This is a genomic window from Hydrocarboniclastica marina, from assembly GCF_004851605.1.
Lineage (GTDB): Bacteria > Pseudomonadota > Gammaproteobacteria > Pseudomonadales > Oleiphilaceae > Hydrocarboniclastica > Hydrocarboniclastica marina.
This window is the reverse complement of the sequence record NZ_CP031093.1, coordinates 62,010-85,447: the sequence shown is the minus strand read 5'-3', so window position 1 is coordinate 85,447 and position 23,438 is coordinate 62,010. Positions and strand designations below refer to the sequence as shown.

The 23,438-nt window shown below is 60.9% G+C and carries 21 protein-coding genes; 9 read left to right on the top strand and 12 right to left on the bottom strand.

Annotation, left to right across the window (positions count from 1 at the left end):
- Nucleotides 1–138: 138 nt before the first annotated feature.
- Both soil367_RS00390 and soil367_RS00385 read left to right on the top strand, forming a co-directional pair.
- The gene (locus soil367_RS00390; protein WP_136545840.1) at nucleotides 139–1,815 is read left to right on the top strand and encodes a multidrug ABC transporter permease/ATP-binding protein; all 1,677 of its coding nucleotides are present in this window, start codon (nucleotides 139–141) and stop codon (nucleotides 1,813–1,815) included.
- Between the two features lie 206 nt (nucleotides 1,816–2,021).
- Nucleotides 2,022–4,151 (top strand): TonB-dependent siderophore receptor, encoded by a 2,130-nt coding sequence (locus soil367_RS00385; RefSeq protein WP_136545838.1) that lies wholly within the window; start codon nucleotides 2,022–2,024, stop codon nucleotides 4,149–4,151.
- An 8-nt stretch (nucleotides 4,152–4,159) separates the two neighbouring features.
- On the opposite strand, the gene fhuB is transcribed toward soil367_RS00385, so the two are convergent.
- The 8 genes from fhuB to soil367_RS00345 all read right to left on the bottom strand — a co-directional run bounded on the left by fhuB (nucleotide 4,160) and on the right by soil367_RS00345 (nucleotide 11,498).
- Entirely contained in the window at nucleotides 4,160–6,190 is a 2,031-nt protein-coding gene (fhuB, locus tag soil367_RS00380; protein WP_136550448.1) for a Fe(3+)-hydroxamate ABC transporter permease FhuB, read from the bottom strand.
- Between the two features lie 2 nt (nucleotides 6,191–6,192).
- Nucleotides 6,193–7,128, bottom strand: coding sequence for an ABC transporter substrate-binding protein (locus soil367_RS00375; RefSeq protein ID WP_246065638.1), 936 nt, complete (start codon nucleotides 7,126–7,128; stop codon nucleotides 6,193–6,195).
- Nucleotides 7,128–7,895 (bottom strand): ATP-binding cassette domain-containing protein, encoded by a 768-nt coding sequence (locus tag soil367_RS00370; protein WP_136545836.1) that lies wholly within the window; start codon nucleotides 7,893–7,895, stop codon nucleotides 7,128–7,130. Before soil367_RS00370 ends, soil367_RS00375 begins: the two co-directional genes overlap by 1 nt.
- Before the next feature lie 224 nt (nucleotides 7,896–8,119).
- Entirely contained in the window at nucleotides 8,120–8,278 is a 159-nt protein-coding gene (locus tag soil367_RS00365) for a YqaE/Pmp3 family membrane protein (protein WP_136545834.1), read from the bottom strand.
- A gap of 194 nt (nucleotides 8,279–8,472) precedes the next feature.
- Nucleotides 8,473–9,435, bottom strand: coding sequence for an alpha/beta fold hydrolase (locus soil367_RS00360; RefSeq protein ID WP_136545832.1), 963 nt, complete (start codon nucleotides 9,433–9,435; stop codon nucleotides 8,473–8,475).
- A 145-nt stretch (nucleotides 9,436–9,580) separates the two neighbouring features.
- The gene (locus soil367_RS00355; RefSeq protein WP_136545830.1) at nucleotides 9,581–9,883 is read right to left on the bottom strand and encodes a hypothetical protein; all 303 of its coding nucleotides are present in this window, start codon (nucleotides 9,881–9,883) and stop codon (nucleotides 9,581–9,583) included.
- Nucleotides 9,884–9,945: 62 nt separating this feature from the next.
- Complete coding sequence (locus tag soil367_RS00350) at nucleotides 9,946–10,755, bottom strand: ABC transporter permease (protein WP_136545828.1); 810 nt, start codon at nucleotides 10,753–10,755, stop codon at nucleotides 9,946–9,948.
- Nucleotides 10,752–11,498, bottom strand: coding sequence for an ABC transporter ATP-binding protein (locus soil367_RS00345; protein WP_136545826.1), 747 nt, complete (start codon nucleotides 11,496–11,498; stop codon nucleotides 10,752–10,754). The genes soil367_RS00350 and soil367_RS00345 overlap by 4 nt, the downstream gene beginning before the upstream one ends.
- A 218-nt stretch (nucleotides 11,499–11,716) precedes the next feature.
- Here soil367_RS00345 and pqqA point away from each other — a divergent pair, with 218 nt between their 5' ends.
- The 6 genes from pqqA (at nucleotide 11,717) to soil367_RS00315 (ending at nucleotide 16,887) form a co-directional block, all read left to right on the top strand.
- The gene (gene pqqA, locus soil367_RS00340) at nucleotides 11,717–11,788 is read left to right on the top strand and encodes a pyrroloquinoline quinone precursor peptide PqqA (RefSeq protein ID WP_007153157.1); all 72 of its coding nucleotides are present in this window, start codon (nucleotides 11,717–11,719) and stop codon (nucleotides 11,786–11,788) included.
- A 101-nt stretch (nucleotides 11,789–11,889) separates the two neighbouring features.
- Nucleotides 11,890–12,810, top strand: a complete 921-nt coding sequence (gene pqqB, locus soil367_RS00335; protein WP_136545824.1) for a pyrroloquinoline quinone biosynthesis protein PqqB — start codon at nucleotides 11,890–11,892, stop codon at nucleotides 12,808–12,810.
- An 8-nt stretch (nucleotides 12,811–12,818) separates the two neighbouring features.
- A complete protein-coding gene (gene pqqC / locus soil367_RS00330; RefSeq protein WP_136545822.1) occupies nucleotides 12,819–13,586 on the top strand; it encodes a pyrroloquinoline-quinone synthase PqqC in 768 nt (255 codons plus the stop codon).
- A complete protein-coding gene (pqqD, locus tag soil367_RS00325; protein WP_136545820.1) occupies nucleotides 13,583–13,858 on the top strand; it encodes a pyrroloquinoline quinone biosynthesis peptide chaperone PqqD in 276 nt (91 codons plus the stop codon). The genes pqqC and pqqD overlap by 4 nt, the downstream gene beginning before the upstream one ends.
- Complete coding sequence (pqqE, locus tag soil367_RS00320) at nucleotides 13,830–14,975, top strand: pyrroloquinoline quinone biosynthesis protein PqqE (protein WP_136545818.1); 1,146 nt, start codon at nucleotides 13,830–13,832, stop codon at nucleotides 14,973–14,975. Before pqqD ends, pqqE begins: the two co-directional genes overlap by 29 nt.
- Entirely contained in the window at nucleotides 14,938–16,887 is a 1,950-nt protein-coding gene (locus soil367_RS00315; protein WP_172962225.1) for an alpha/beta hydrolase family protein, read from the top strand. Before pqqE ends, soil367_RS00315 begins: the two co-directional genes overlap by 38 nt.
- Nucleotides 16,888–16,992: 105 nt before the next feature.
- On the opposite strand, the gene soil367_RS00310 is transcribed toward soil367_RS00315, so the two are convergent.
- Complete coding sequence (locus tag soil367_RS00310; protein ID WP_136545813.1) at nucleotides 16,993–19,239, bottom strand: mechanosensitive ion channel domain-containing protein; 2,247 nt, start codon at nucleotides 19,237–19,239, stop codon at nucleotides 16,993–16,995.
- A 193-nt stretch (nucleotides 19,240–19,432) separates the two neighbouring features.
- Here soil367_RS00310 and soil367_RS00305 point away from each other — a divergent pair, with 193 nt between their 5' ends.
- Nucleotides 19,433–20,317, top strand: coding sequence for a M90 family metallopeptidase (locus tag soil367_RS00305; RefSeq protein WP_136545811.1), 885 nt, complete (start codon nucleotides 19,433–19,435; stop codon nucleotides 20,315–20,317).
- Between the two features lie 19 nt (nucleotides 20,318–20,336).
- On the opposite strand, the gene soil367_RS00300 is transcribed toward soil367_RS00305, so the two are convergent.
- The 3 genes from soil367_RS00300 to soil367_RS00290 all read right to left on the bottom strand — a co-directional run bounded on the left by soil367_RS00300 (nucleotide 20,337) and on the right by soil367_RS00290 (nucleotide 23,387).
- Nucleotides 20,337–21,224 (bottom strand): hypothetical protein, encoded by an 888-nt coding sequence (locus soil367_RS00300; protein ID WP_136545809.1) that lies wholly within the window; start codon nucleotides 21,222–21,224, stop codon nucleotides 20,337–20,339.
- A 135-nt stretch (nucleotides 21,225–21,359) separates the two neighbouring features.
- The gene (locus tag soil367_RS00295; protein WP_136545807.1) at nucleotides 21,360–21,980 is read right to left on the bottom strand and encodes a hypothetical protein; all 621 of its coding nucleotides are present in this window, start codon (nucleotides 21,978–21,980) and stop codon (nucleotides 21,360–21,362) included.
- 99 nt (nucleotides 21,981–22,079) lie between these two features.
- Entirely contained in the window at nucleotides 22,080–23,387 is a 1,308-nt protein-coding gene (locus soil367_RS00290; protein WP_246065434.1) for a TIGR03862 family flavoprotein, read from the bottom strand.
- Nucleotides 23,388–23,438 lie beyond the last annotated feature (51 nt).

Here is a 23,438-nt window from a genome sequence, read left to right as displayed (position 1 = left end):
CACTTGCTCAGGCACAGCGGTACAGCATGAATAGCATTCGCGGATGCGAATGATTATCCTGACGTCCAATTTGCGCAAACGCATCCAGTACTGCTTGCAGGAACAGCCCGCGCCGCCACCGCAAAGCCTGGGAAACTCATGGAACTTCTTCGCGTCGTCTACCGTAATTATCGCTGGCCATTCGCCGGCGTCATGCTGTTAAGCCTCGCCAGCGCCGCTCTCGGGGTCGGTATCATCGCATTCATCAATCAGCGCCTGGTCGCGGCATCGGCCGAAAACGAGGCCCTGGCAGCCCTGCCGGGTTTCATCGGCCTGCTGGTACTGCTGCTTGCAGTGTCCCTGGCTGCGCAGCTGTCGTTGACAGCCCTCGGGCACTGGTTTGTCTACGAGCTTCGTGGCCGCCTGATCAAGCGCATTCTCGACACCGACATCGAGCGTATCGAACAGATTGGCAGTGCCCACTTGCTGGCCAGTATTTCCAGCGACGTGCACAGCGTGACCGTGGCCTTTGTGCGTTTGCCGGAGCTTGTTCAGGGCACCATTCTGACCCTGGGTTCGGTGATATACCTCTACACGCTGTCGCCGCCGATGCTGGCGGTAATCGCCGTCTGGATCGGGTTTACCATGGCGGTGGGCGCATGGCTGGTCAAACGGGTCTACACCCATTTCCATCAGGTGCGAGAGATCGAAGACCGGCTCTACAAAGACTTCGAGGCCGTTATTGCCGGGCGCAAAGAGCTCGCCCTCAACCGCCACCGGGCACGCCGTCTGTATGAGACGAAGTACGAAAGCGACGCCCGCGAATACAAGCACCACATCATACGGGCCGATACCTATCATCTCAGCGCCAACAACTGGGCCAATATCATGATGCTCGGGGCGATCGGCATTGGTTTCTTTCTGGCCAATGGACTGGGCTGGGCCGATACCGCAACCGCGGCAACTTTTGCGCTGACCGTGCTTTTTCTGCGAACGCCCATGATCCAGGCCGTCGGTGCATTCCCGACGCTGCTTGCGGCACAGGTAGCGTTCGAGAAACTCGACGCCCTGGCTTTGGCACCTCATCGCACGAGCTTTGACGAGCACGAGGCCCTGCCCAACCACTGGCACGAGATCGAGCTGCGGGACGTCTGTTACCAGTACCCGGCCGAAGGTGACCGCCCCGGGTTTCGGGTGGGGCCCATCAACCTGCGGCTGCAACGCGGTGAGCAGGTCTTCCTCATCGGTGGTAACGGCAGCGGCAAAACCACACTGGCTCGCCTGTTAACCGGGCTGTACCGGCCTCGCTCGGGACAGATTCTGGTCGACGGCGAGCCAGTGTCCGAAGAGCAGTGGCAGGCCTACCGCGCGCTTTTCGCCAGCGTCTTCACTGACTTCTATCTCTTTGACACGCTCATGGGCAAGCAGGGAGCAGAGGCAGATGCCGCGCTGGTGGAGTCCTGGCTCGGCAAGCTGGGCATGGAAAAAAAGCTGAACTTCGTGGATCAGCGCGTCAACACGACCCAGCTTTCCCAGGGTCAGCGGAAACGGCTCGCGCTTCTGATGGCCATTGGCGAAAGTCGCGACATCCTGCTGCTGGACGAGTGGGCCGCGGACCAGGATCCGGTTTTCCGTCGCATCTTCTACCGCGAACTACTGCCCGCCCTGCGCCAGGCCGGGCAAACGGTTTTCGCCATCAGCCACGACGATACCTACTTCAGCCATGCTGACCGATTGTTTGAGATGCGCGAAGGCCAATTCCGTGAGCTGACCGGCACCCAGCGCCAGCTGGCTACTGACGACGCAGTTTCACGGGTGGGCTCCAGCATATCCTGAAGTCCCACACTGATTCGCCCACGGAATGGGATGGGTCGGGCGAGGCGCTACCAGGGAATGGGTCAGCCGCTGGTGCAGTAGGCAGCTTGAAGCGCTAAGGTCCTGTTAACAGCAATCACAATCATTTAGAATTCTGAGCGTTAACACTCCGGCACAGCTCACCAGTGCGTGCCCGGCCTGGCCTACCTGTTTTCAAGAGGCGATGTATGCGCTCAGTGGATGCCCCCTTGCAAGCCCTGCAATTCTCTCGTTCTTCCGGTCGACTTTTTGCTCAACTCGCAGCAGGACTGGCGAGCCTTGCGCTCGTAACCCCGGCGCTGGCCCAGACCCAGGCCGACGATGGCACCGTCCAGATGAGCCCGATGATCGTCACCGGCACCGCGCTGAAGGTGGAAACCCCGCTGGCCGAAACGCCGCGCCCGGCTTCGGTAGTGCAGCGGGAAGAGCTGGAGGAACGCAATGTCCAGAGCCTGGACGAGACTTTCCGCTACCGGGCCGGCGTTCTCTCGGGCCATTACGGTGCCGACAACAATACCGACTGGTTCAAGGTGCGCGGGTTTGACCAGTCCACCTATCAGGATGGCCTGCGGATCTATCGGGAGGGTTACTACCAGTGGCTGCCCGAGCCCTTCGGCCTGGAACAGGTGGAACTCCTGAAAGGGCCCGCTTCTATCCTCTACGGCGAAGCGCCTCCGGGCGGCGTTATCAATGCCATCAGCAAGCGCCCTACCGATGAAGCCCAGGGCCGTATCGAGGTCCAGGCCGGTAATCGAGATCACCGGCAGCTGGGGGTGGATACCTCAGGCCCCGTTACTGCTGAGGGTGATGTCCGCTACCGGCTGATCGGGCTTTATAAAGAACGCGACGGCATGCTGGACCATACGGACAATGAGCGCTATTACCTGGCGCCGAGCCTGGAAGTTGACCTCACTGACGCCACCACCCTGACGATTCTGGCTAGCCTGCAGAAAGATGACGGGGTGCCGGTCAACCCGTTCAAGTACGCCTACGGCACCCTGGACGAGACACCATTCGGCAAAGTGGATCGCAGCACCAACCTGAGCGAGCCGAGCTACGATAAGGACGAGCGCACCCAGAGCGCGCTCGGTTACGAGCTTGAGCACCGACTCAACGATACCTGGACAGTCAACCAGAACCTCCGCTACAGCCACCTGGACCTGGAGCTCAGAAGTACCTACGCCTTTGCCTTCCCTGCAATAGCGAGCGGCCGCGTCACCCCGCGCGGCCTGGTGTACCGGGACGGTTCCATAGAAAGTTGGACCGTTGACAACCAGTTGGTAGGCAAATGGTTCGGCGAGAGATTTGAGAATACGTTGCTGGTCGGCCTCGATTATCAGAACCAGAAACTTGAGGGCAAAGAGCTCGATCTATACTTGGGTAACGCGATCGAGTATTTCGAGCCGATAGATATGTTCGATCCGGTCTACGGCAATTTCACCCGTCCGCCCGAGTCGCTTCTGACCGGACGTGACATAGACAAACAGCAAACCGGTTTCTATATCCAGGACCAGTTCCGCTTCGACGGCCGCTGGATCGCCCTTGCGGGCGTAAGGTATGACAGCGCTGAAACTGACAATGTCAGCCAGGCACTGGGTACGACTGAGCGCTCCGACGACGAAGAGTTCTCGTTCTCAGGCGGACTGATGTACCTCGCCGATAACGGCATTTCGCCCTACCTGAGCTACACGGAATCTTTTGACCCGATGGGGCGAACCGATGGCGACGGGGCTCTCTATGACCCGGTTCGGGGGGAGCAGTGGGAGCTCGGCGCCAAGTATACGCCGCCAGGTCTGGACGGCTATGTATCAGCCGCTGTATTCGATCTGACCGAATCCAACCCTCTGGTGACGGAAGGGGCCACCCAAACGCAACAGGCGGAGCGGGATTCGCAAGGTTTCGAGCTTGAAGGCATCGTCTACGTCACGCCTCAGCTGCAGCTGACTGCCGCCTACACGTACCTCGATAGCCGGGTAACGAAGGATGGCCAGAGCGGCGATAGCCGGGCCGCTCTCATACCCCGTCATGCGGCGTCGGCCTGGGCAGACTACAGTCTGGGCGGAATGTTCGACGGGGTGATGTTGGGCGGTGGCGTGCGCTATGTTGGTGAAAGCGTTGGTGGTAATGACGGCGAATACGATGTGCCTTCCCACACGCTTGTCGACCTGATGGCGCGTTATCAGCTTACCCGCAACTGGCAAGCCCAGCTTAACGTCCAGAATGCCGCAGACCGTGAGTATGTCGCCAGCTGCGATAGCACCTGGTGCTACTACGGTGACGAAAGAACCGTGCTCGGGAGTGTCAGCTACCTGTGGTAAGCGTCCGCCTATAAGCGCCGCAGTCCCCACATAAAGTACGCGCCCCCCACCAGCGACGCTACCAGGCCGGCCGGAATCTCCTGTGGAAACAGGACCTGCCGGCCGATCCAGTCCGCCAGCACCATCAGTATCGCGCCGCATAAGGCTGCACCCCACAGATGCAATCGAGCAGAGTGAAATCCCAGCATTCGCGCCAGATGCGGCGCCAGCAGGCCAACGAAGCTCAAGGGCCCGATGACCAGGGTGGCCGCGGCGGTCATCACGGCAGCAAGCCCCAGCAGCGCAAGCCGGCTTTTCGTGACGTCAACGCCCAGCGCCCGGGCTGTAGGGGCACCGAGGGGTAGCAGATCCAGCCAGCGGGAAAACGGCCGCGCCAGGGCTACCAGCACCAGCGCGGCAAGCAGTACGCCCAGCGCCGAGCCCAGTTCGACATAGTAGGTCGAGCCCGACATCCAGGCGATCACCTGCTTGCCGCGGGGATCGCCACCAGCCAGCACAAAGGTACGCACGGCTTCAAACAGGGCCGTAATGGCGATACCTGTCAGTAAAACCCGCTCGGGAACAAAGCCGCTGCGCCGGTTAAGCCCGATCAGTACGCCCAGGCTGGCCAGAGCGCCCAATGCACCGATAGCAACCATGAGCAGCTGGCTCGCCCCTGGCAGCAGATAAATCGCCGCGATAAAGCCCATCGCCGTACCGCCACTGATGCCGAGCACTTCCGGGCTGGCCATGGCGTTGCCTGTCACCCGCTGCATCAGAACGCCGGCCACCGCCAGCAGCAGTCCGGCTGCAGCTGCCGCAAGGGCCCGGGGCAGGCGCCATTGCAGTAAATCCCAGCCTGTAGTTCCGACCGGGCCCCAGTGCCAACCTTCCACGCCCTGACCCACCAGCAGCGCGAGCGCGAAACAGACTGACAAGCCGATGCCGAGGAGGGCGATGAGCCGCCCGGGCGAATCGTGGCGCGGCCCCAGGCCTTGGACTGCATGGGGTTTGTCCGACACAAGCCGAAGCCGGGGTATCAGCCAGAGCAGCAGCGGTGCGCCGAGGGCAGCTGTAACCGCACCGGTGGGTATCAGGGTCGCGGTCAAGCCCGGCAGGCGCTGGAGCAGCTGGTCGGTGACCAGAAGCAGCAGCGCACCCAGCAGGGCAGACCAGCCCAGCCGGGCGGCCAAGCGGCGCGCGCCCAGCAAGCGCACAATGGCCGGCGCCGCCAAACCGATGAAACCAATAATGCCAACGGCGCTCACGACCACGGCAGTTAAAAAAACCGCCAGCGCCATACTGGCCAACCGCAAGTAGCGCAGCGAGACACCAAGGCTTCGGGCGCTGGCATCGTCAAGTTCGAGAATGGTCAGGGGTTTTACCAGAACGACAGCCAGGACACCCGCACCCAAAAGCCGGGGCCAGAGAAACATGGCATCGTCCCAGTTGTTCTGGCTGAGCGAACCGGCCCCCCAGAGCAGCAGCCCGCCCAGCTCTTCGGGGTGAAACAGCAGCAGGACAGTGCCAACCGCGCCCAGGTAAAGGTTGACCACCAGCCCGGCCAGGATGACCACCATCGGCGCCAGCTGCCGACGCCAGGACAGCACGAAAACAAGCCCCATGGCTGCAGCGCCGCCGCTGAGCGCGACCCACTCACGGCCGGCAACCAGCAACGCCGGCGCAAACAGTGTTGCAAGCGCCAGGGCCAGGTTGGCGCCGGTGGCGACGCCAAGCGTCGTGGGCGATGCCAGCGGATTACGCAGTACCTGCTGCAGTAGCACACCGGCCACAGCCAGCGCACTGCCGGCCATGAGTGCCACGCTCAGGCGAGGCCACCAGCTGAAGTGCATCAGCGCGCTGGCCGGTTTCTCGGTCATTGTCCAGAGCGCGCTCAAGTTCTCAGGCAGGGAAAGCGCAGGTGCCATACCAGTGACCCCGAGCATCAGTGCGAGCAGACCCAGCAGACCACAGATGCGGGCCGGGCTCAGCAAGCGACCTCCGGCCCTGCCAGCGACAACTGCGTCCCGACCTGTAGCAGAGTTATGGTTCGTCGACATGTTCACGGCCCGAGCTCCGCAGCGAGTAGTTCGGCGAAACGCAGGGCGGACGGGAGGCCCCCGAAGCTCCAGGCCGGCGGTACCGTCAATACGTCATTTCGCGAAACAGCAGGCAAAGAGCGCCACAGGCCTTCGCGCCGCAACTGTTCCCGCACGCCGGGCGGCACCGGCTCGACTACTACCAGCCGAACATTGCCGTCGACCAGGTTGGCTGGTTCAGCCAGCGCTTCGATGCCGACAAGGGAAAAGCCCCAATAATGAGTGTTGCCACGCCAGGCTGTTTCCAGGCCCAGCCGGTCGAGCACGGCGCTATAGAGGCTGTGCTCGCCGAACACCCTCACGTGACGGTCGTCCATAAACTGCACCACCAGCAATGGCGGTACATTTTCGGGCAGCGCGTCGGCGATGCTGTTCAACCGGGACTCGACCCTCTGAATCAGATCCCCGGCAGAATGCGGTTCAGCGGTTCGCCGGGCGACCGCGTGAGTGAACTGACGCAGCCGCTGCCACAGCGGGCCCTCCGCGGAATACAGGGCCAGAACATCAACCGGTGCTATGCGGGAAAGCACCGGCGAGAGACTCGCGAACATGGGAGGTACGAGGAAACGGTCGGGCTGAAGTTGGCTCAGTAGCTCCAGGTTCGGCTGGGTACGTAGCCCGATATCGACCACGCCGGGCGGCAAAGGCATCTCGCCCACCCAGGTGGTATAACCTTCAAGATCAGCTGCCCCGACTGGCGGGTGGCCCAGTGCCACCAGCGTCTCAAGCGTTGTCCAATCCAGGACCAGCAGTCGGGGCTGGCCATTGTCACCACGCCCGTTTTCATTAGCCTGGCCATTGCCGTTGTCCGAGGCGGCCATACCCGCCTGCGGGACAGCCGCCAGAGCAAGGAGCAACAGACTGATGACAGCGCACAGGAGAACCCGAGGAAATGTCATCACTCGAGCAGGGCCACCGGATAACCATTACGAGGGTGCGCCATGACTTGCATAGGCAACTCATAGATCGCTTCAAGCGTCTTCGCATTCATCAGTTCCTGCGGTACGCCGCGGGCGAGAACGCTGCCCCTTCGCAACGCCACTAACTGATCGCAATACCGGGCGGCGAGATTAATATCGTGCAGTACAATGATCACGCCCACCCCTATCTCTGCGCACAGCTTACGAATCAACTCAAGGACCTCAACCTGGTGCGCCATATCCAAAGCTGCCAGAGGCTCGTCCAGCAGCAGGAAGCGACTTCCCTGGGCCAACAGCATCGCTAGCCAGACTCGCTGGCGTTCGCCGCCGGAGAGTGTATCCACCAGGCGGTCAGCAAACGGTTCCGTATGGGTGAGCGCTAGCGCGTTATCAATTCGGCGATGATCTTCTGCAGTGAGACGGCCCAGCAGGCCGCGCCACGGAAACCGTCCAAAAGCCACCAGCTCGCGACCGGTAAGGTTCTCGGCCGAAGGTAGGCGCTGGGGCAGGTAGGCGACATTACGGGCGAACTCCCGCGAGCCCCAGTCTGCAAGAGAGCGCCCGTCGAGTTGAATGTGACCACCGGTTGGCGGCTGTTGCTGGGCAAGCAGTTTCAGCAGCGTCGACTTTCCGGAACCGTTGTGCCCGATCAGCCCGTATACCTTCCCTTCGCCCAGGTTCAGCCTGGTGGGGTGGAGCAGCACGGTGCCGTCAACCGAAAAACTGACGCCGTCGACGTCAAACATAAGCGTTGCCTGGGTGAAGCTTTGGCAGCATGAGCCGCCTCCAATGCTGCGGGATAACAGGCGCTTATCTTAACGCTAATAATAATGGTTCTCAACGATGGTAAAACTCGCCCATGGGGCTACTGTGTTGGCAAAAGGCATTCTCGCAAAAAGCGAAGGAAGGGCTTGAAGCTCGGGGGCAGAGCGCGGGCCGCCGGGACCTCCCGGCGACGCCGTGGCTGGCGCTACTTTTTGGCGATGATCCAGACAGCGTGGATGATGCCCGGTATATAGCCGAGTATGGTCAGAAGGATGTTGATCCAGAAATGCAGGCCTATACCTACCTGCAGAAATACGCCTAAAGGCGGCAGAAGAATAGCAAGAATCAGACGCAAGATATCCATATCGGTCCTCCAATTACTGGCACAAAATGACTTACACCTAGTGCAGAAAGTATGCAGAAAATCCGCAGGCGCCAGTGTGGACGACTGAAGGCGTCCGAGGGAATTTAAGAATTGGCAACCTGGGTCGTTCGCGCTGCATACGCGCCGAAGCCTCGAGATGGACGCGTGCATCCTTGCGCCGTCACCGACGGCTATCAGCCTGCATTCTTGCGCCGGGTCGCACCCGATTTGGCGTCGGCCGCGAGGTCGGCGGTGTATCGGGCAATCTGGTCGATCAGCGGCAAAGGAAGGTCATGAGCCATGCCTGGTACGATAGCCAGGCGACTGTCGGGTATCAGCTTGGCCAGCCGTCGCGCTGCCTTGGGTTTGATCAGCCGGTCGTCCGCGCCGTGAATAATCTGGGTAGGCGCCGCGATTCGTACGGCCTGGGATGAAAGGTCACCTGTGGCCAGAATGGCACGCATCTGCCTGAGAATGCCCCAGGGACGGTAGCTACGCCGGTAGTCCGCGCGGATGCGTGAGGTCAGGTCGTCAGTCTCAAGGGGGAAGGCTGGGCTCTGTATGGCCTGCCACATTTTCATGGAACGGGCGAGGGCAGCTTCCTCGTCGTGCCCTTTGATGTTGGCGCCGTTGAGGCACCAGATGATACGCCAGTCAGGCATGGGCAGATTAGGGGTATTGGGTGAAGTCATTATCAGGCTGAGGGATTTGACCCGTTGCGGGTACTCGGCCGCCAGCAGTTGAGCGATCATGCCACCCATGGACGCACCGACCACATGGGCGGAATCCAGGCCCAATGCCTCAATAAACGCTGCGGTGTCCCGGGCCATGTCATGCAGCGTATAGGGCGCCGGTACACGGCGTCCGGCGCGAAAACGCAGCATGGCCGCAAGCGGATTGCCTTTGAGCCGTCCGGCGTCTTCGCTGGACCGCCCAATGTCCCGGTTATCGAAGCGGATTACCCGGAAGCCGGCCTTGCGGTACTGTTCCAGCAATTCGTTAGGCCACAACGTCATTTGCGCAGCCAACCCCATAATCAGGACGAGCGGTTCGCCATCGGTGGGGCCGGTCTCCTCATAGCAGAACTCAAGCCCGTTGGCTTCGACCCAGCGTTCTTCTTCAAGCTGGGGGTGTCCCGATTGAGTTTTGTCACTCATGCCTGGCCTCCTGATAGTCGTCGGGGTCGCGATCCTTGCTTATCACCGGAACGAGGGTGGCAGGTCCACCGGCGTAAAGTGCCGTTTCGGAGCAGTGCCGGCCGTTCTATTGCGCCCGCATTGTCTCCACAGGTCTTCATCGAGCCTACGGGTTGACCTGGCGTCGACGCTTGACGGTGATCACGGGCTTTTTGGGCGCTGCTTCGACTGCGCCACGGGGCGGTTCGAAACTGCCGTCGTCATCCCCGAACGCCTGCCGGTACAGGTCCGTGCCCTGCCGTAACAGCCGTGCCCATTCAAGGGCTTCCATGGATGCCGGCATTCCGGAAGGCTGAATATCAAAATTACGGGTGCTCGGATGGCCCGTGAACGTCAGCCTGAAGCCGCTCTCGTGCACCGCTGTAGCCTGATCGAGGCTGACCGACCAACCATTGCCGTCGTTCTTCACGCTAGCCATCTCCGTTACTGTCTGTTTACAGGTTGAACACGCTGTTCCCCGGTCGCCAAGGCTCAGCCAGGCCCGGGCCGTGCCTTGCTCATACGCTCGGGTTGAAACCCCGTAACTGCGAGCAGCAACAGGATCGTAGTTGCGCCCAGCGTTACCCCTAACGCCAGACTGTTCCATTGGCCGTACAGGCTGAAGCGGATCAGTTCGACCGCGTGTGTAAAAGGATTGACCGTACTCAGCCAGTAAATCCACTCGTTCGACTCGCGCAGTTTCCAGAGAGGGTAGAGCGCAGACGACAAGAAGAAGAGAGGAAAGATAACAAAATTCATGACGCCAGCGAAGTTTTCCAGCACCTTGATCCAGGACGCCAGCACTAGCCCCAGGGCGCCCAGCATGACAGCAACCAGCATGAACGCGGGAAAAACCCAAAGGTAACCCTGCCAGGGCGGCGTTACCGAGAACAGGCGCGCAATTGCAAGGAACGCTGCGGCCTGCAGGACAGAAACCAGCGCAATTGCCATCAATCGGGAGAAAAGAAGAAAGCCGCGTGGCAAGGGGCTCATCAACATGACCCGCATGCTTCCCATTTCGCGGTCATAGACCATCGAAAGCGCGCTCTGCATGCCATTGAACAGAAGGATCATGCCACACAGGCCCGGCGCGACGTAGCTTTCGTAGGTGATGTAGGTCTGGTAAGGCGGAATGATAGAGACGCCCAGAACCGAGCGGAACCCCGCGGCAAAAACGGCCAGCCAGAGCAGCGGCCGGACCAACGCACTGAAAAAGCGTGCCCGCTGGTTGAGAAAGCGCAACACCTCCCGCTCCAGAATGCCACGGAAGCAGGCGCCGTATGAGGAGAGAGGACGATTCACAGCGCGGCCGCCTCGACATCTCCGGTCAGGTGCGCGAATGCTGAAACGAGGTCGGGGCTGCCCAGATCGCGGCAAACTTCATGACTGCTGGCATGGGCCAGAATCCGGCCTTCGTGAATGATAATCACGTTATCGTCCGGTCGTACTTCATCGATCAGATGAGTCGCCCAGACCACTGTCAGTCCCTGCTCATGACTGAGCTCGTGCACGTGGTCGTTCAGTTCCCGCCGCGTCTTCGGGTCAAGCCCGACCGTCGGTTCGTCAAGCAGCAGGATGCGCGGCTCATGAAGCAGGGCGCGGGCTACTTCAACACGCCGCCTATGGCCGCCGTTCAGTTTGCGGACCTTTTCACCGGCCCGGTCGGCCATGGCGAAGCGTTCTAGTTCCACCTGGATCCTTTCGCGGGCCCGGACGCGCGACATGCCGTGAAGGGCGGCGTGGTAATGGAGATTTTGCGCTACGGTCAGATCCAGGTCGAGGGTGCTTTGCTGGAACACTACGCCCAGTTGGCGCATCACCCGGGCCGGATGCTTGCTCATGGACTGACCGTCCACCCTGATATCCCCTTGCTGCAGTGATAACAGACGGGTAATCAGGCCAAACAGCGTGGTCTTGCCGGCCCCGTTCGGGCCCAGCAAAGCATTAAAAGCGCCTGACACCAGTGTGAAGGTTATATCATCAAGAGCCCGGCGGCGGCCGTAGTGAAACCGGACATTTTCAACCTCAATGGATGCGGTGTTCACTCTTTGACTCCTCTATACGCAAGCCGTGTGTGTACAAACGCAGTGCAGTGTACCACTGTCGAACAGGCCTCGTGTTAGCCCTGTTGAACGGCTGGTTGCGTCAATTCCAGAGGCCTTTCCCGGCAACAGGCGAGCCTTGCATCAGGGCCTCTGTATGCGCATGATTGGGACAGGACCGTGTGCCGGTCCGGATTTTCCAACTTCAGGAGGAAGACTCTATGTGGACCAAGCCAGCCTATGAGGATCTGCGAATCGGTTTCGAAGTCACCATGTATTTCGCAAACCGCTAACCCGTTCAACACGGTTCGTAGCAAAACCCCGGTCTGCCCGATGCACCGGGGTTTTATTTTGAGCTGTCCCTGATATTCCAGCTTTTCTCCGGAGGAGGCCCATGCACATTCAGATCCTCGGCTCAGCGGCTGGTGGTGGCTTCCCCCAGTGGAACTGTAATTGCAATAACTGCCGGGGTCTTCGGGAAGGCACTATCAAGGCCCAAGCCCGGACGCAGTCGTCTATCGCGGTTAGCCCGGACGGCGTGCGCTGGATACTCATCAATACGTCACCGGACATCCGCCAGCAGATCCTCGACTTCCCACCGCTTCAGCCTGGCCGCGCAGTCCGCGACACGGCAATTAACGGTATCGTCCTGGTGGACAGCCAGATAGACCACGCCACCGGGCTGCTGATGCTGCGGGAAGGCTGTCCCCACACCATTTACTGTACCGATCAGGTCTACGAGGACCTGTCCACGGGATTCCCGATTTTCAAAATGCTTGAGCATTGGAACGGCGGGCTCAAGCGACAGCGAATCGGCATCGACGAACAGGACCGGGTGTTTGTGGTTGAGAATGTGCCGGAGCTTGAGTTCACAGCCATACCCATTCTCAGCAACGCGCCACCTTATTCGCCGCGGCGTGACAATACCCATCCCGGCGACAATATTGCGCTGCGGATCCGGGATTCCAGAACAGGCGGTGTGCTGCTCTATGCGCCCGGCCTGGGTAAGATTGAAGACAGCACCCGCAATCTGATGGCAGAAGCGGACTGCCTGCTGGTGGACGGCACGGTCTGGAACGATGATGAAATGCTAAGAGCCCGTGCCGGAACCCGTCGGGGCCAGGACATGGGTCACCTGGCCCAGGGCGGTGAAGGCGGTATGGTGACATTTCTGGACGGGCTGACCGGGCCGCGAAAAATTCTGATCCACATCAACAACACCAACCCCATCCTGAACGAAGAAAGCCCCGAGCGCGCGCTGCTGGACGAGCACGGGATAGAGGTGGCTTTCGACGGGATGAGCATCAGCCTTTGAGGTTTTCCATGGCGACCGCTGCAACGGAACGACAGACGCCGCTTTCAACGCAGGAATTCGAGCAGGCCATTCGCGACAAGGGCCGTCTTTACCATATCCATCATCCCTACCACCGCGCCATGTATGAAGGCTCTGCGACGCGCGAGCAGATACAGGGCTGGGTCGCCAACCGGTTCTACTATCAAGTTAACATCCCGCTCAAAGACGCGGCGATACTGGCCAACTGTGCCGATGCGCAAGTACGCAAACACTGGGTTCAGCGGATTCTGGACCACGATGGTTATGGTGAAGATGAAGGTGGCATCGAAGCCTGGCTGCGGCTGGGCGAAGCGGTGGGACTGAGCCGGGGCGAACTGCTATCACAGGAGCATGTGCTGCCCGGCGTAAGATTTGCTGTCGACGCCTACGTCAATTTTGCCCGCCGCAGCCATTGGCGCGATGCGGCGGTTTCATCGCTGACAGAGCTGTTCGCGCCGGCTATTCATCAGTCGCGGCTGGATTCCTGGCCAGGCCACTATCCCTGGATAGGCGAAGAGGGCTATCAGTATTTCCGCAAAAGGCTGTCCGAAGCACGACGGGATGTCGAGCACGGTTTGCGCATCGCGCTTGAGACCTGCACGACCCGGGCAGAGCAGGACAGAGCCCTCAATATCCTGCAGTTCAAGCTGGACATCCTCTGGACCATGCTCGACGCCATGGCCATGGCCTACGAGCTTCAACGGCCGCCCTACCACACGGTGACTGACCAGCGCGTATACCATCGGGGACTGGGATGAAGCCCACGCCTGATACCGTACCGGGGATACGCCCGGGATTCCGGCTGCAGTTTGAGCCCGCGCAGGGTTGCCGGGTGCTGCTTTACCCCGAGGGTATGGTGAAACTCAACGACAGCGCTGGCGAAATTCTGGCCCTTGTCGACGGGGAACGCACCGTGGCTGATCTGGTCACACGCCTGAGCGAACGCTTCCCCGACGTCCCCGGCATTGAGGAGGACATCATCGAATTCCTGGAGAATGCCCATGGTGAGCACTGGATCGAATACCGCTGAGAAGCCGGTCGGTCCTCCTTTCTGGCTGCTGGCTGAGCTGACTTACCGCTGTCCTCTGCAGTGTCCCTACTGCTCCAACCCGCTGGATTTCGCCCAGCACAAGCAGGAGCTCGATACGGAGGGTTGGCTCAAAGTCCTGCGTGAGGCCCGCGAACTGGGCGCCGCCCAGCTCGGCTTCTCAGGCGGTGAGCCCCTGGTACGGCAGGACCTGGAAATCCTGGTGAAAGAAGCCCGCGAACTGGGCTATTACACCAACCTCATCACGTCCGGAATAGGCCTGACAGCGGACCGTGTCGCCGGGCTGAAAGAGGCTGGCATGGATCATATCCAGGTGAGTTTCCAGGCCTCGGATGAAACGGTCAACAACATGCTCGCCGGATCCCGCAAGGCGTTCCAGCAGAAGCTGGCCATGGCCCGCGAGATCAAGCGCCAGGGCTACCCCATGGTGCTGAATTTTGTAACCCATCGACACAATATCGATCAGGTTGACCGCATTATCGAGCTTTGCCTCGAACTGGAAGCAGACTATGTCGAGCTCGCAACCTGCCAGTACTATGGCTGGGCTCACGAGAATGTCTCCGCGCTGTTGCCCACCCGGGAACAGTTGGCCGAAGCCGAAGCGGTCACCCAACGCTGGCGCGAGCGGCTGGCCGCCGATAATCACCCCATGAAGCTCATTTTTGTAGTGCCGGATTATTACGAAGAACGCCCCAAAGCCTGCATGAATGGCTGGGGCAGTCTTTTTCTCACAGTCACGCCCGACGGCACCGCGCTGCCATGCCACAGCGCGCGCATGCTGCCGATCCAGTTCCCCCGCGTGCAGGAGCAGAGCGTTCGTTCCATCTGGTACGATTCGTTCGGTTTCAACCGGTTTCGCGGCTTCGACTGGATGCCCGAGCCCTGCAGTTCCTGCGACGAGAAAACCAAGGACTTCGGCGGTTGCCGCTGCCAGGCTTATATGATGACCGGCGACATGACCCAGGCCGACCCCATCTGCAGCAAGTCACCGCACCACCTGGAACACGTCCGTAAGCGGGATGCCGCTGCTTACAGTACCCAAACCGAGCTGGTATACCGCAATGAGCGAACGTCCCGCACCTTCTTCCGGACCAACTGACCGCCCGCGCGCTGCTCAAGCCCAGACACAACCCAACGAATGGCGCTTTGACGCAGCCCATGCAGTAGCAGCGGCGCGGGAATACGCCGAAGTCATGGCCAGCGATGCCGGCGTTTTCTGGCTGGAATACGATCCGGCCACAGCGTCGCAGTTTCTGAGCCACTGTAAGAGCGGCCAAGGTGAATCACGGGCACAGCCATTCAGCCCGCCGGAGCGAAGCATTCGTTCGCGCGTTAATGAGTACGGCGGCGGTGCTTTCTGCCTTGGCCCCGCGGCGGCCTTCTATGTCGACGATAAAACCCAGCAGATCTTCCGGCAGGCCTTCGACGCCGATCAGCCGGAGTCGCTCACCCGGGAAGGCTCCAGCCGCTTCGGCGATCTGTTCTACGACACCGCCTACCAGCGCCTGCTCTGCGTACGCGAACGCCACAGCAAAGCAGTGGCCCGGGACAACGCAGCGACTGACGAGATCGTCGTGACCCAGGATATCGTCGCGATTGATCCAGAGACCGGCCGCATCACACCTTTCGTCAGTGGTGCTGACTTCTACGCAGCGCCCCGGGTCAGCACTGATGGCACCGGCGCCGCCTGGGTTGAATGGTCCCTTCCGCACATGCCCTGGGATCGCTCTCGGCTCGCGACCGCTGTGCTCGCGGATGGCATGCCTTCGGATGTGCGCTTTGGCAACTTTGCGGCCAGCGGTGATCACTCCGTGCTGCAGCCAACATTCGATGCCAGTGGCGTACTCTGGTGCGTCTCCGATCACGGCGGCTGGTGGCAGCCCTACAGGATGCGCACACCCGACGACTGGGTCGCGGTGGACGTGGCCGCGGCGGACCACGCGCTGCCGCCTACCCAGCTTGGCCACCGCCAGTTTGCGCTGTTCGAGGACGGCCAGCTGGCCTTGAGCTGGCTTGAAGAAGGTCGGATGCAGATGGAGTACCGCGCGAATGGCACGTCGAGACGCCTGATGAGCCAGTATTCGCTCTTTCGTTACCTCTGTAGCCATCAGGACAAGCTTTACTGCGTTGCCGGTTCCCCGACCCGTACAACGGCTGTACTGGAGATCGACCCCGCTACTGGCGCGCACCGCGTTCTGGCGGGTGATACACAGCCGCTGGCGGAATCAACCGTCGCGCAGCCGCAGGCTTTCAGTTTCCCGGTGCCAGGCGGCGCGACTGGCCACGGCTTCTTCTACCCGGCAACTGTCGATGACGCGGCCGGCGCGTCATCGCTGGCCCCGATCATCATCATGACCCATGGCGGGCCAACGGCGGCCACCTACCCGGTGTTCAATCCCCTCATCCAGTTCTGGACCCAGCGCGGCTTTGCAGTAGCCGATCTGAACTATCGCGGCAGCTCGGGTTACGGCCGGGCTTACCGACAACTGCTTCACCAGCAGTGGGGCGTGGCCGACGCCGAGGATGTAATCGCGGCACTTGATGAGCTGGACCGCCTGAAGTGGTGTGATTGTGCCCGAGCCTTCATTCGCGGTAGCAGTGCCGGCGGCTTCACGACGTTGTCGGTGCTGGCCCGCAGCGATCGCTTTCTCGGTGGCTGTTCGCTCTATGGTGTTAGTGACCCCTGGGCACTGCGGAGCGCAACCCATCGTTTTGAATCGCGCTATCTGGACTGGTTGATCGCCGGGCCAGACCACCCGGAGGTCTACCATGAGCGGTCGCCGCTGGCCAATGCCCATCGGATCTGCACGCCGGTGATTTTCTTCCAGGGGGGACAGGACCAGGTAGTAGTCCCGGCTCAAACGGAGACTATGGTCGAGGCCCTGTCAGCCCAGGGTCTGCAGGTCGAGGTGCATTACTACCCCAAGGAGGGCCATGGTTTCCGGGCGGCCCAGACCCGTGAACACGCACTGGAGCAGGAGTTGGCGTTCTTCCGCCACCAGCTTGGCTAGCAGTAGTCAGGGTCGAGAATCAGTCGGGCTCCCCCGGCTCAGTCCGACATTGGGCAATCCGGCCTTGCATCAGGCGGACCGCCGGGCAGACTGCGGATCAAGCTTTCACATATCGTCGCTGGACAATGGCCCATTGGCCTGACTGAAGCGCGACTTGCCCACCGGATGGGGTCTGTCCTGGGCCCGGTTGGCGCCTTCGGCCTGATGGACCATCACCTGCTGGACCGGTAGCTGAATTCCCAGTTCGTCAAACCGCCGTTTGATGCGCAGGTTGTAGCCCCGCATGACATCCCACTGCCGCAACGGCCGGGTCATGAAACGCACCCGCACCACCATGCCGTCCGGGGTGAACTTCTGGAGGCCAAAAACTTCCAGCGGCTCAAGAATGTCCCAGCCCAGCACCGGGTCTTTACGCAATTCTTCGCCGATTTCCTCGAGCTCATTGATGATTTGGTCCACGTCCTCGCTGTAAGCGACCGTGACATCCATGAGCGCATAGGCAAAGTCTTTCGACAGGTTGCGCACCGAGGTGATCTGGCCAAAAGGCACGGCGTGCAGCGTGCCGCTGAGGTCGCGCATTCGCACTGTGCGGACCGATAGCCCCTCAACAATGCCCTCGTGACCGGCGACCTGGATATAGTCGCCGAGCGAGATCGTGTCCTCGAACAGGATGAAAAGCCCTGTGATGAGATCCTGCACCAGCTTCTGGGAACCGAAGCCGATGGCCAGGCCTAGAACACCGGCACCGGCCAGCAACGGCGTTGTGTTGACCCCGAGCGCCGAGAGCAGGGCAATAACCATCGTTACGAGAATGATCACCAGGCCAACGCTGCGAAGTAGCGGCAGCAACGTGCGCGAGCGGGCGGACTGGGCCTGCAGGCCCTGCCCCTCCTCCGCCAGTTTTCGTTCAATGGCGGTTTTCAGAGTCACCCAGGCGAGCGCGCCCAGCAACATGATGATGAGCACGGAGACCAGCATGGCCCCAAGCTCATCCCCGACGACATTGTCGAGGAAATTACCCAGCGAGCTGCCCCAGGCCAGGAGAATCAGTTCAAGGCCAAGGATCGACACCAACAGAATTGCGACCGCTTTGGCGATGCGCATATAGGCCGCCAGATAGTATGAACGATGAGGCGGCGATTTGAGCTTGACCCGAAGGTGGTCGAGTGATGCGGTGACGAGCGAGCCTATCAGGGTCGTAAGGACCACGAGAATCGCCGAGATGACCCCCGCGCGGAGGATCATTTGCTCTTCACCCTGGAGCAACAGAATACCCAGGAAAGAGATCGCGGAGACGCTCATTACAGCCCACTGCCAGGAACGGGCCGCCACCCTGCCCGCAGTCAGCCAGAGAGAGAACCTCAGCCTGTCCCGCTGGAGCCGGGGCCGGAGTGTCATGGTCGCAAGGCGGTGATGGCGGAAGGCCAGCACACCGCACAGCATTGCCGTGAGCAGGTATAACCAGGTGGACAAGACCGCAGGCAGAGCGCTACCCAGAGGTTCCGCCACCCACGTGTTGGACAGAGCATCTGCGGCTGCAACGCTTGCGCCGGTGGCAATTAACCAGGGTCGGATTCGCTTCAGCAGCATGCCTACCAGCCGCCGCCGTCGTCGGCCGTGCTCAATCAGGCTCAGCAGAAGCGCCGCGATCATGTAGAGCCCAGCCGCCCCCAAACCAATGTAGGTCACGACCACCGCCAGGCGAGCGCCCGTGGTGGCGCCCAGCAGAGGCAGCGCAATCAGCGCAGCGGCAAAGGCCGCGACGAAGGGCGTACAGGCGATGCTGGCGGCAAGCGCCCGGCGCTCGCGGCGCTCAACCCTTGTGATGGGTATACGGACGATGCGCCAGCTGAGCACGGTGATAAGCGCGACGATCGCCATCATTTCAACAAAGGTCCCGGCTTGCTTTACCAGCCGCGCACGGCCTTCGGGTTCACTGAGCAACCAGTCCAGGTCCTCACCGGCTGTTGCCAACAGAAGTCCCCAGCGATTGAGAGTCGGCTCCAGGGTGAGCGAATCGCCGAGCCATGCCATCCGTACGGACAACGCACTCAGCAGCCCGTCAGGCCCATCGCCCTCGGCCGTCTCTTCTGCCTGCAAGCCCTGCTGTAACGCACGCAGGTCCTCTAGCAGGGTCTCCCGCGACTGCTCATCCTCAAGCAGCGCGATTGCCCTTTCGAGAGATTGCGCATCCAGCGCTCGGTCTGGCTCTTCAGTTTCCTCCGCTGGCGCGCCACTGGTGCCCAGGGCGCCTGTCAGGGCAGACAACGGTTCGGCATGTGCCCCCGTCGGCACGGCTGCCCCGACAAAAAAGACCAGAACTATTAAATAAACCCGGTTGAGGATGTACACGTAGGCGGCTCTATCCTTCGATGTTACGATCTACTGGCGGTTCACCCAGCGAATGTCATTTGCCGAACCCGTGCTGGCGGACGCCAGGCAGGAGCGCCTCGGACGTCGATGATGCCCGAAGCTCGGTGTATGGTGCAACGCTACCGGCAACCGCCTCATCAGGCCTTGCGATTCACTGACCGTATAGGCGCGCATGTTGTCCATTGCTCTGTATCTGACTTTAGTGGTCGTGCTCATCGCAGGTGCGATCCACCTGCTTTTCATAAGGCCTCGTCAACGCCGCCGCGCGTTGGTGAACAGCCCCATGCCACCATCCTGGCGCTCATGGATAGCCCAGGCCGTTCCCCACTATGCTTGCTATAGCGCGGACTCGCGGCACCTGTTGGAGGAGCGGGTCAAGATATTTGTGGCAGAGAAGGCGTTTTACGGCTGCGACGGCCAGGAGGTGGAAGACCTGCACCGCGTCACTATAGCAGCACAGGCCTGCCTGTTGAGTCTGGCATACCCTATCGACAGCGCCAGCGCCGTCACGGCGATTCTGCTCTATCCGTCGGCCTTCCGCGTACCGGCGTCCGGCACGACCGGGCTCAGCTTTTTTGATCAGGACGGCGTTGTCGCGTTTGACCAGGACGTCGTTATCGCTAGCGACGAAGACATCAGACTCGGGGAATCCTGGGAAGAGGGCCGGATCATTCTCTCCTGGGATGATATTGAGACAGAACTCGCGGCTAGGAAAGCGGGAGAGCAACCCGTTGCTAACGTGGTGCTCCACGAGTTTGCGCACCAGTTTGATCAGCACCAGGGTATCAGTGCAGCGATGGTCGCGGGTGAGTCGGGACCAGCCGCGACGTTGAGCCGGGCATTCGCCGCCCTGCAACAGGCCGTCGAGACGGACATGGACACGCTGATTGACCCGTACGGTTCCACTGAACCGGCTGAGTTCATTGCGGTGCTGACTGAGACTTTCTTCGAGCGCCCACTGGCTTTACAGCAATCCGATGAGGCGCTTTACGCCACCATCAGCCAGATCTACCGCCTGGACCTGGCAACGCTGGTTCGCCAGAGTGGCGAAGACTGACCAGCTGGCCGGGACCGGATCACTCCCTGGCGCCATCCTGCATCAGGCGCAGATCACCAGGCGCTATTTCAAGTGACTGAACCTGAACCGGCAGCGGCTGATCAAAGCGGATACGGGTCGGGATGAAATCGTCCATTCTGATCTTGACCCCCTCAGCCAGGTGGAGGCTGACAGGAACAGTCTGTTTGATCGGTACCCTTAGCCGCTCCGAAATCGGCACCTGAATGGTCTTCCTGACCCGTCCGGTTACCTCGCCTTTCACCGTCACATCCTGATGAATAGGCACCTGCATGGTCAGCGGTACCACTGTGTCGACGACCATGCCGAAATCGGCAACATTGACTTCGATCTGATCCTTGATACGAATCGGCTGGTTTATGGGCATGCGGGTTCGAACCGGAATAGTGCCCGAGACGGGAACAGGCATGAAGCCGAACGCCGCCAGCGTGGCGTCTACAGGCACCTCCATCTCGATCTCTACCTCATCATTAATGCTAACCTCTGTATCAACATCGATAAGCATCCGGCCCAGTTGTACGTCATCCTGGGTCAGCTCAAACCGAAGCGGAACATCCATTGAAACTGCGAAGTCCTGGTCCACTCGCATCGTGGTGCTGACGGGAAACGTCAGCTCGAAATCCAGCGGTACAGAGAAGGTACTCTCGATAGGGACTTCCACCTCAGAATCGATAGAAGCGCCCACCGAGAACTCTTCGGCGAACTGTATCGATGCCGCTTCGGCAAAACTGACATTAGCCTCGATCTCTTCCGCTACAGCAATCCGCGCGATCCTGTCCGACTCAAGTACAAGTGTACTCGACTGCAGCAGGTACCATGCACCAACGCCAGCAGCCGTGGCCCCCGCCAGCGCCCCTACCGCTGCCAGAACGACAACTTTGCGTCCCATAGATCTCCTGCTTTAGCTTGGTGACTACCGCGTTGCGGCGAAATGCACTCTATTGGAGAGTCAGTATAGCGCCCGGCTCGAGGCCGGAACGTAACTGGTACCCAAGTGAACTCAACGACAGCCCTTGAATCGTAATCAACGGGGATAAACGCCCGCCCGGCCGGGTTCGAGCTCGAACCAGCCCTGCTCGTAATGACCTTCAAACGAGGTGGGCGGTAAAGGCACGAGCTGTTCATAACGCTGCGCGGGCGCTCGGTAGTCATAGAAACCTGAGCCTGTAGCACCACACTGTTCAAGGCCGCAGCCAGAAATCTCCTCGACAAAGTAGTCTAACTGTACGCCGGCGCCGACACCGCTGATCCGCTGGGGGTACACTCCACTGAGAATGACCCGACTCAGGGTGACTCCGGGTTCCAGGTTCAGATGCCAGTGGGTCTTTTCATGGGCCGACAGGCCCAGTACGAGATTGTGGCCGGTATCTCCGACCCGGACGTCGACGCGATGCTCGACCTGATGCAATAGCATCTGCTGGCATTCAGGCTCAGTGATGCTAAGGCAATCGCCGCCTGAGCCCGGCGGTGGGCGGCCCTGGTAGGCCCCTATAACATGGAAGGCCATGGTGCCGGTTGGCGGTGGCTCTGTGGCGACGCGGTCGCGTTGCCGCAGTTGCTCCTGCGTCAGGTCGAACACGGCACATCCCTGGCCCAGCCAGGCAAGAACCCCCAGTGTTCCGATCAGTCTTCCTTTGATAGCCATGAAGGGCACGTCCCGAGCGTTGCAGATTCATTTTGGCTGCCCCGTTGAACCTGCCACCCAGGCAGGTCAGGGCAATAAACCAGCCTCCGACAGAAAACCTCAACCATTGATTTGGTTGCTATCAATCGGCCCGCGCGTTTGATGACGCGTCAGCCACAGGTGAGCGCCTTCTCCGGCTAGTCGGCCACTGGCAAAGCACGCCGTGAGCAGGTAGCCGCCGGTCGGCGCCTCCCAATCAAGCATTTCGCCCGCACAGAAAACGCCCGGCAGCGCATTGAGCATCAGTTGAGGACCGAGTGCCGCAGGAGGCACGCCGCCAGCGCTGCTGATAGCTTCGCTCAGCGGCCGAGGCGCAACCAGCCGCAGGGGCAGCGCCTTGATCAGATCAACCAGCTTCTCAGGATTGTGCCAGGTCTCGGCCACAGCCACTTCCCGCAGCAGATTGGCTTTAACGCCTTCGAGGCGGGCGCGCTGGCGTAAATAACTGGCCATGGAGCGCGATCCCCGTGGTTTACTCAGTTCGCGCAGCAGCCTCTCTCGGGACTGGTCCGGCAACAGGTCAATGGCGATACAGGCATCACCGTCCTGCTCGATTCGCTGGCGGATAGACGAGGACAGCGCATAAATCAGACTACCTTCGATGCCATCTGCCGTGACCACGCACTCGCCCAACTGGGCTTCCTGAGGAGCGTCCGCGCCCCGCAGGCGTATGCTGATCTGTTTGAGTGGGCGCCCCGCAAAATTCTGTTGAAAGTGCTCGCTCCAATTCACGTCGAAACCGCAGTTCGCGGGCTTCAGGGGGCTGACCTCGACACCTTGCTGTTCGAGCAGGGGCAACCATGCGCCGTCCGTTCCCAACCGCGGCCAGCTGCCACCGCCCAATGCCAGCACCACGACGGCTGGCTGCACCCGGGCCTCACCGGCGATACCACCGCCACGGGCGCCGACTTTGAATAGCATGTTTCGCTCTGCGTCCCAACCCAGCCATCGATGCCGCACGTGGATCCGTACGCCGTCCTGGCGAAGCCGGGCCAGCCAGGCCCGCAGTAATGGCGCGGCTTTCATTTCCCGCGGAAATACCCGGCCGGAGCTGCCGACAAAAGTTTCTATGCCCAAATCATGGACCCACTGACGCAGGCCGTCGCTACTGAAAGCCTGCAGCCAGGGTCGAACAAAGTCCCGCCGGTCCGGGTAGCGCCCGACAAACGCGGGTTGCGGCTCGGAGTGAGTAATATTCATACCGCCGACACCGGCCAGAAGGAACTTTCGCCCGACCGAGGGCATGCCGTCATAGACGTCTACCGACCAGCCCCGTGCCGCCAGGGTTTCAGCTGCCATCAGCCCAGCCGGGCCGGCACCGATTACGGCCGCAGTAACCTGCGCCGGAGATTGCGTTGCTTTATTCACCGCCTGTGCCTGTATCTGATGGGCCTGATGTGCCTGTGTCTGATGCACCGA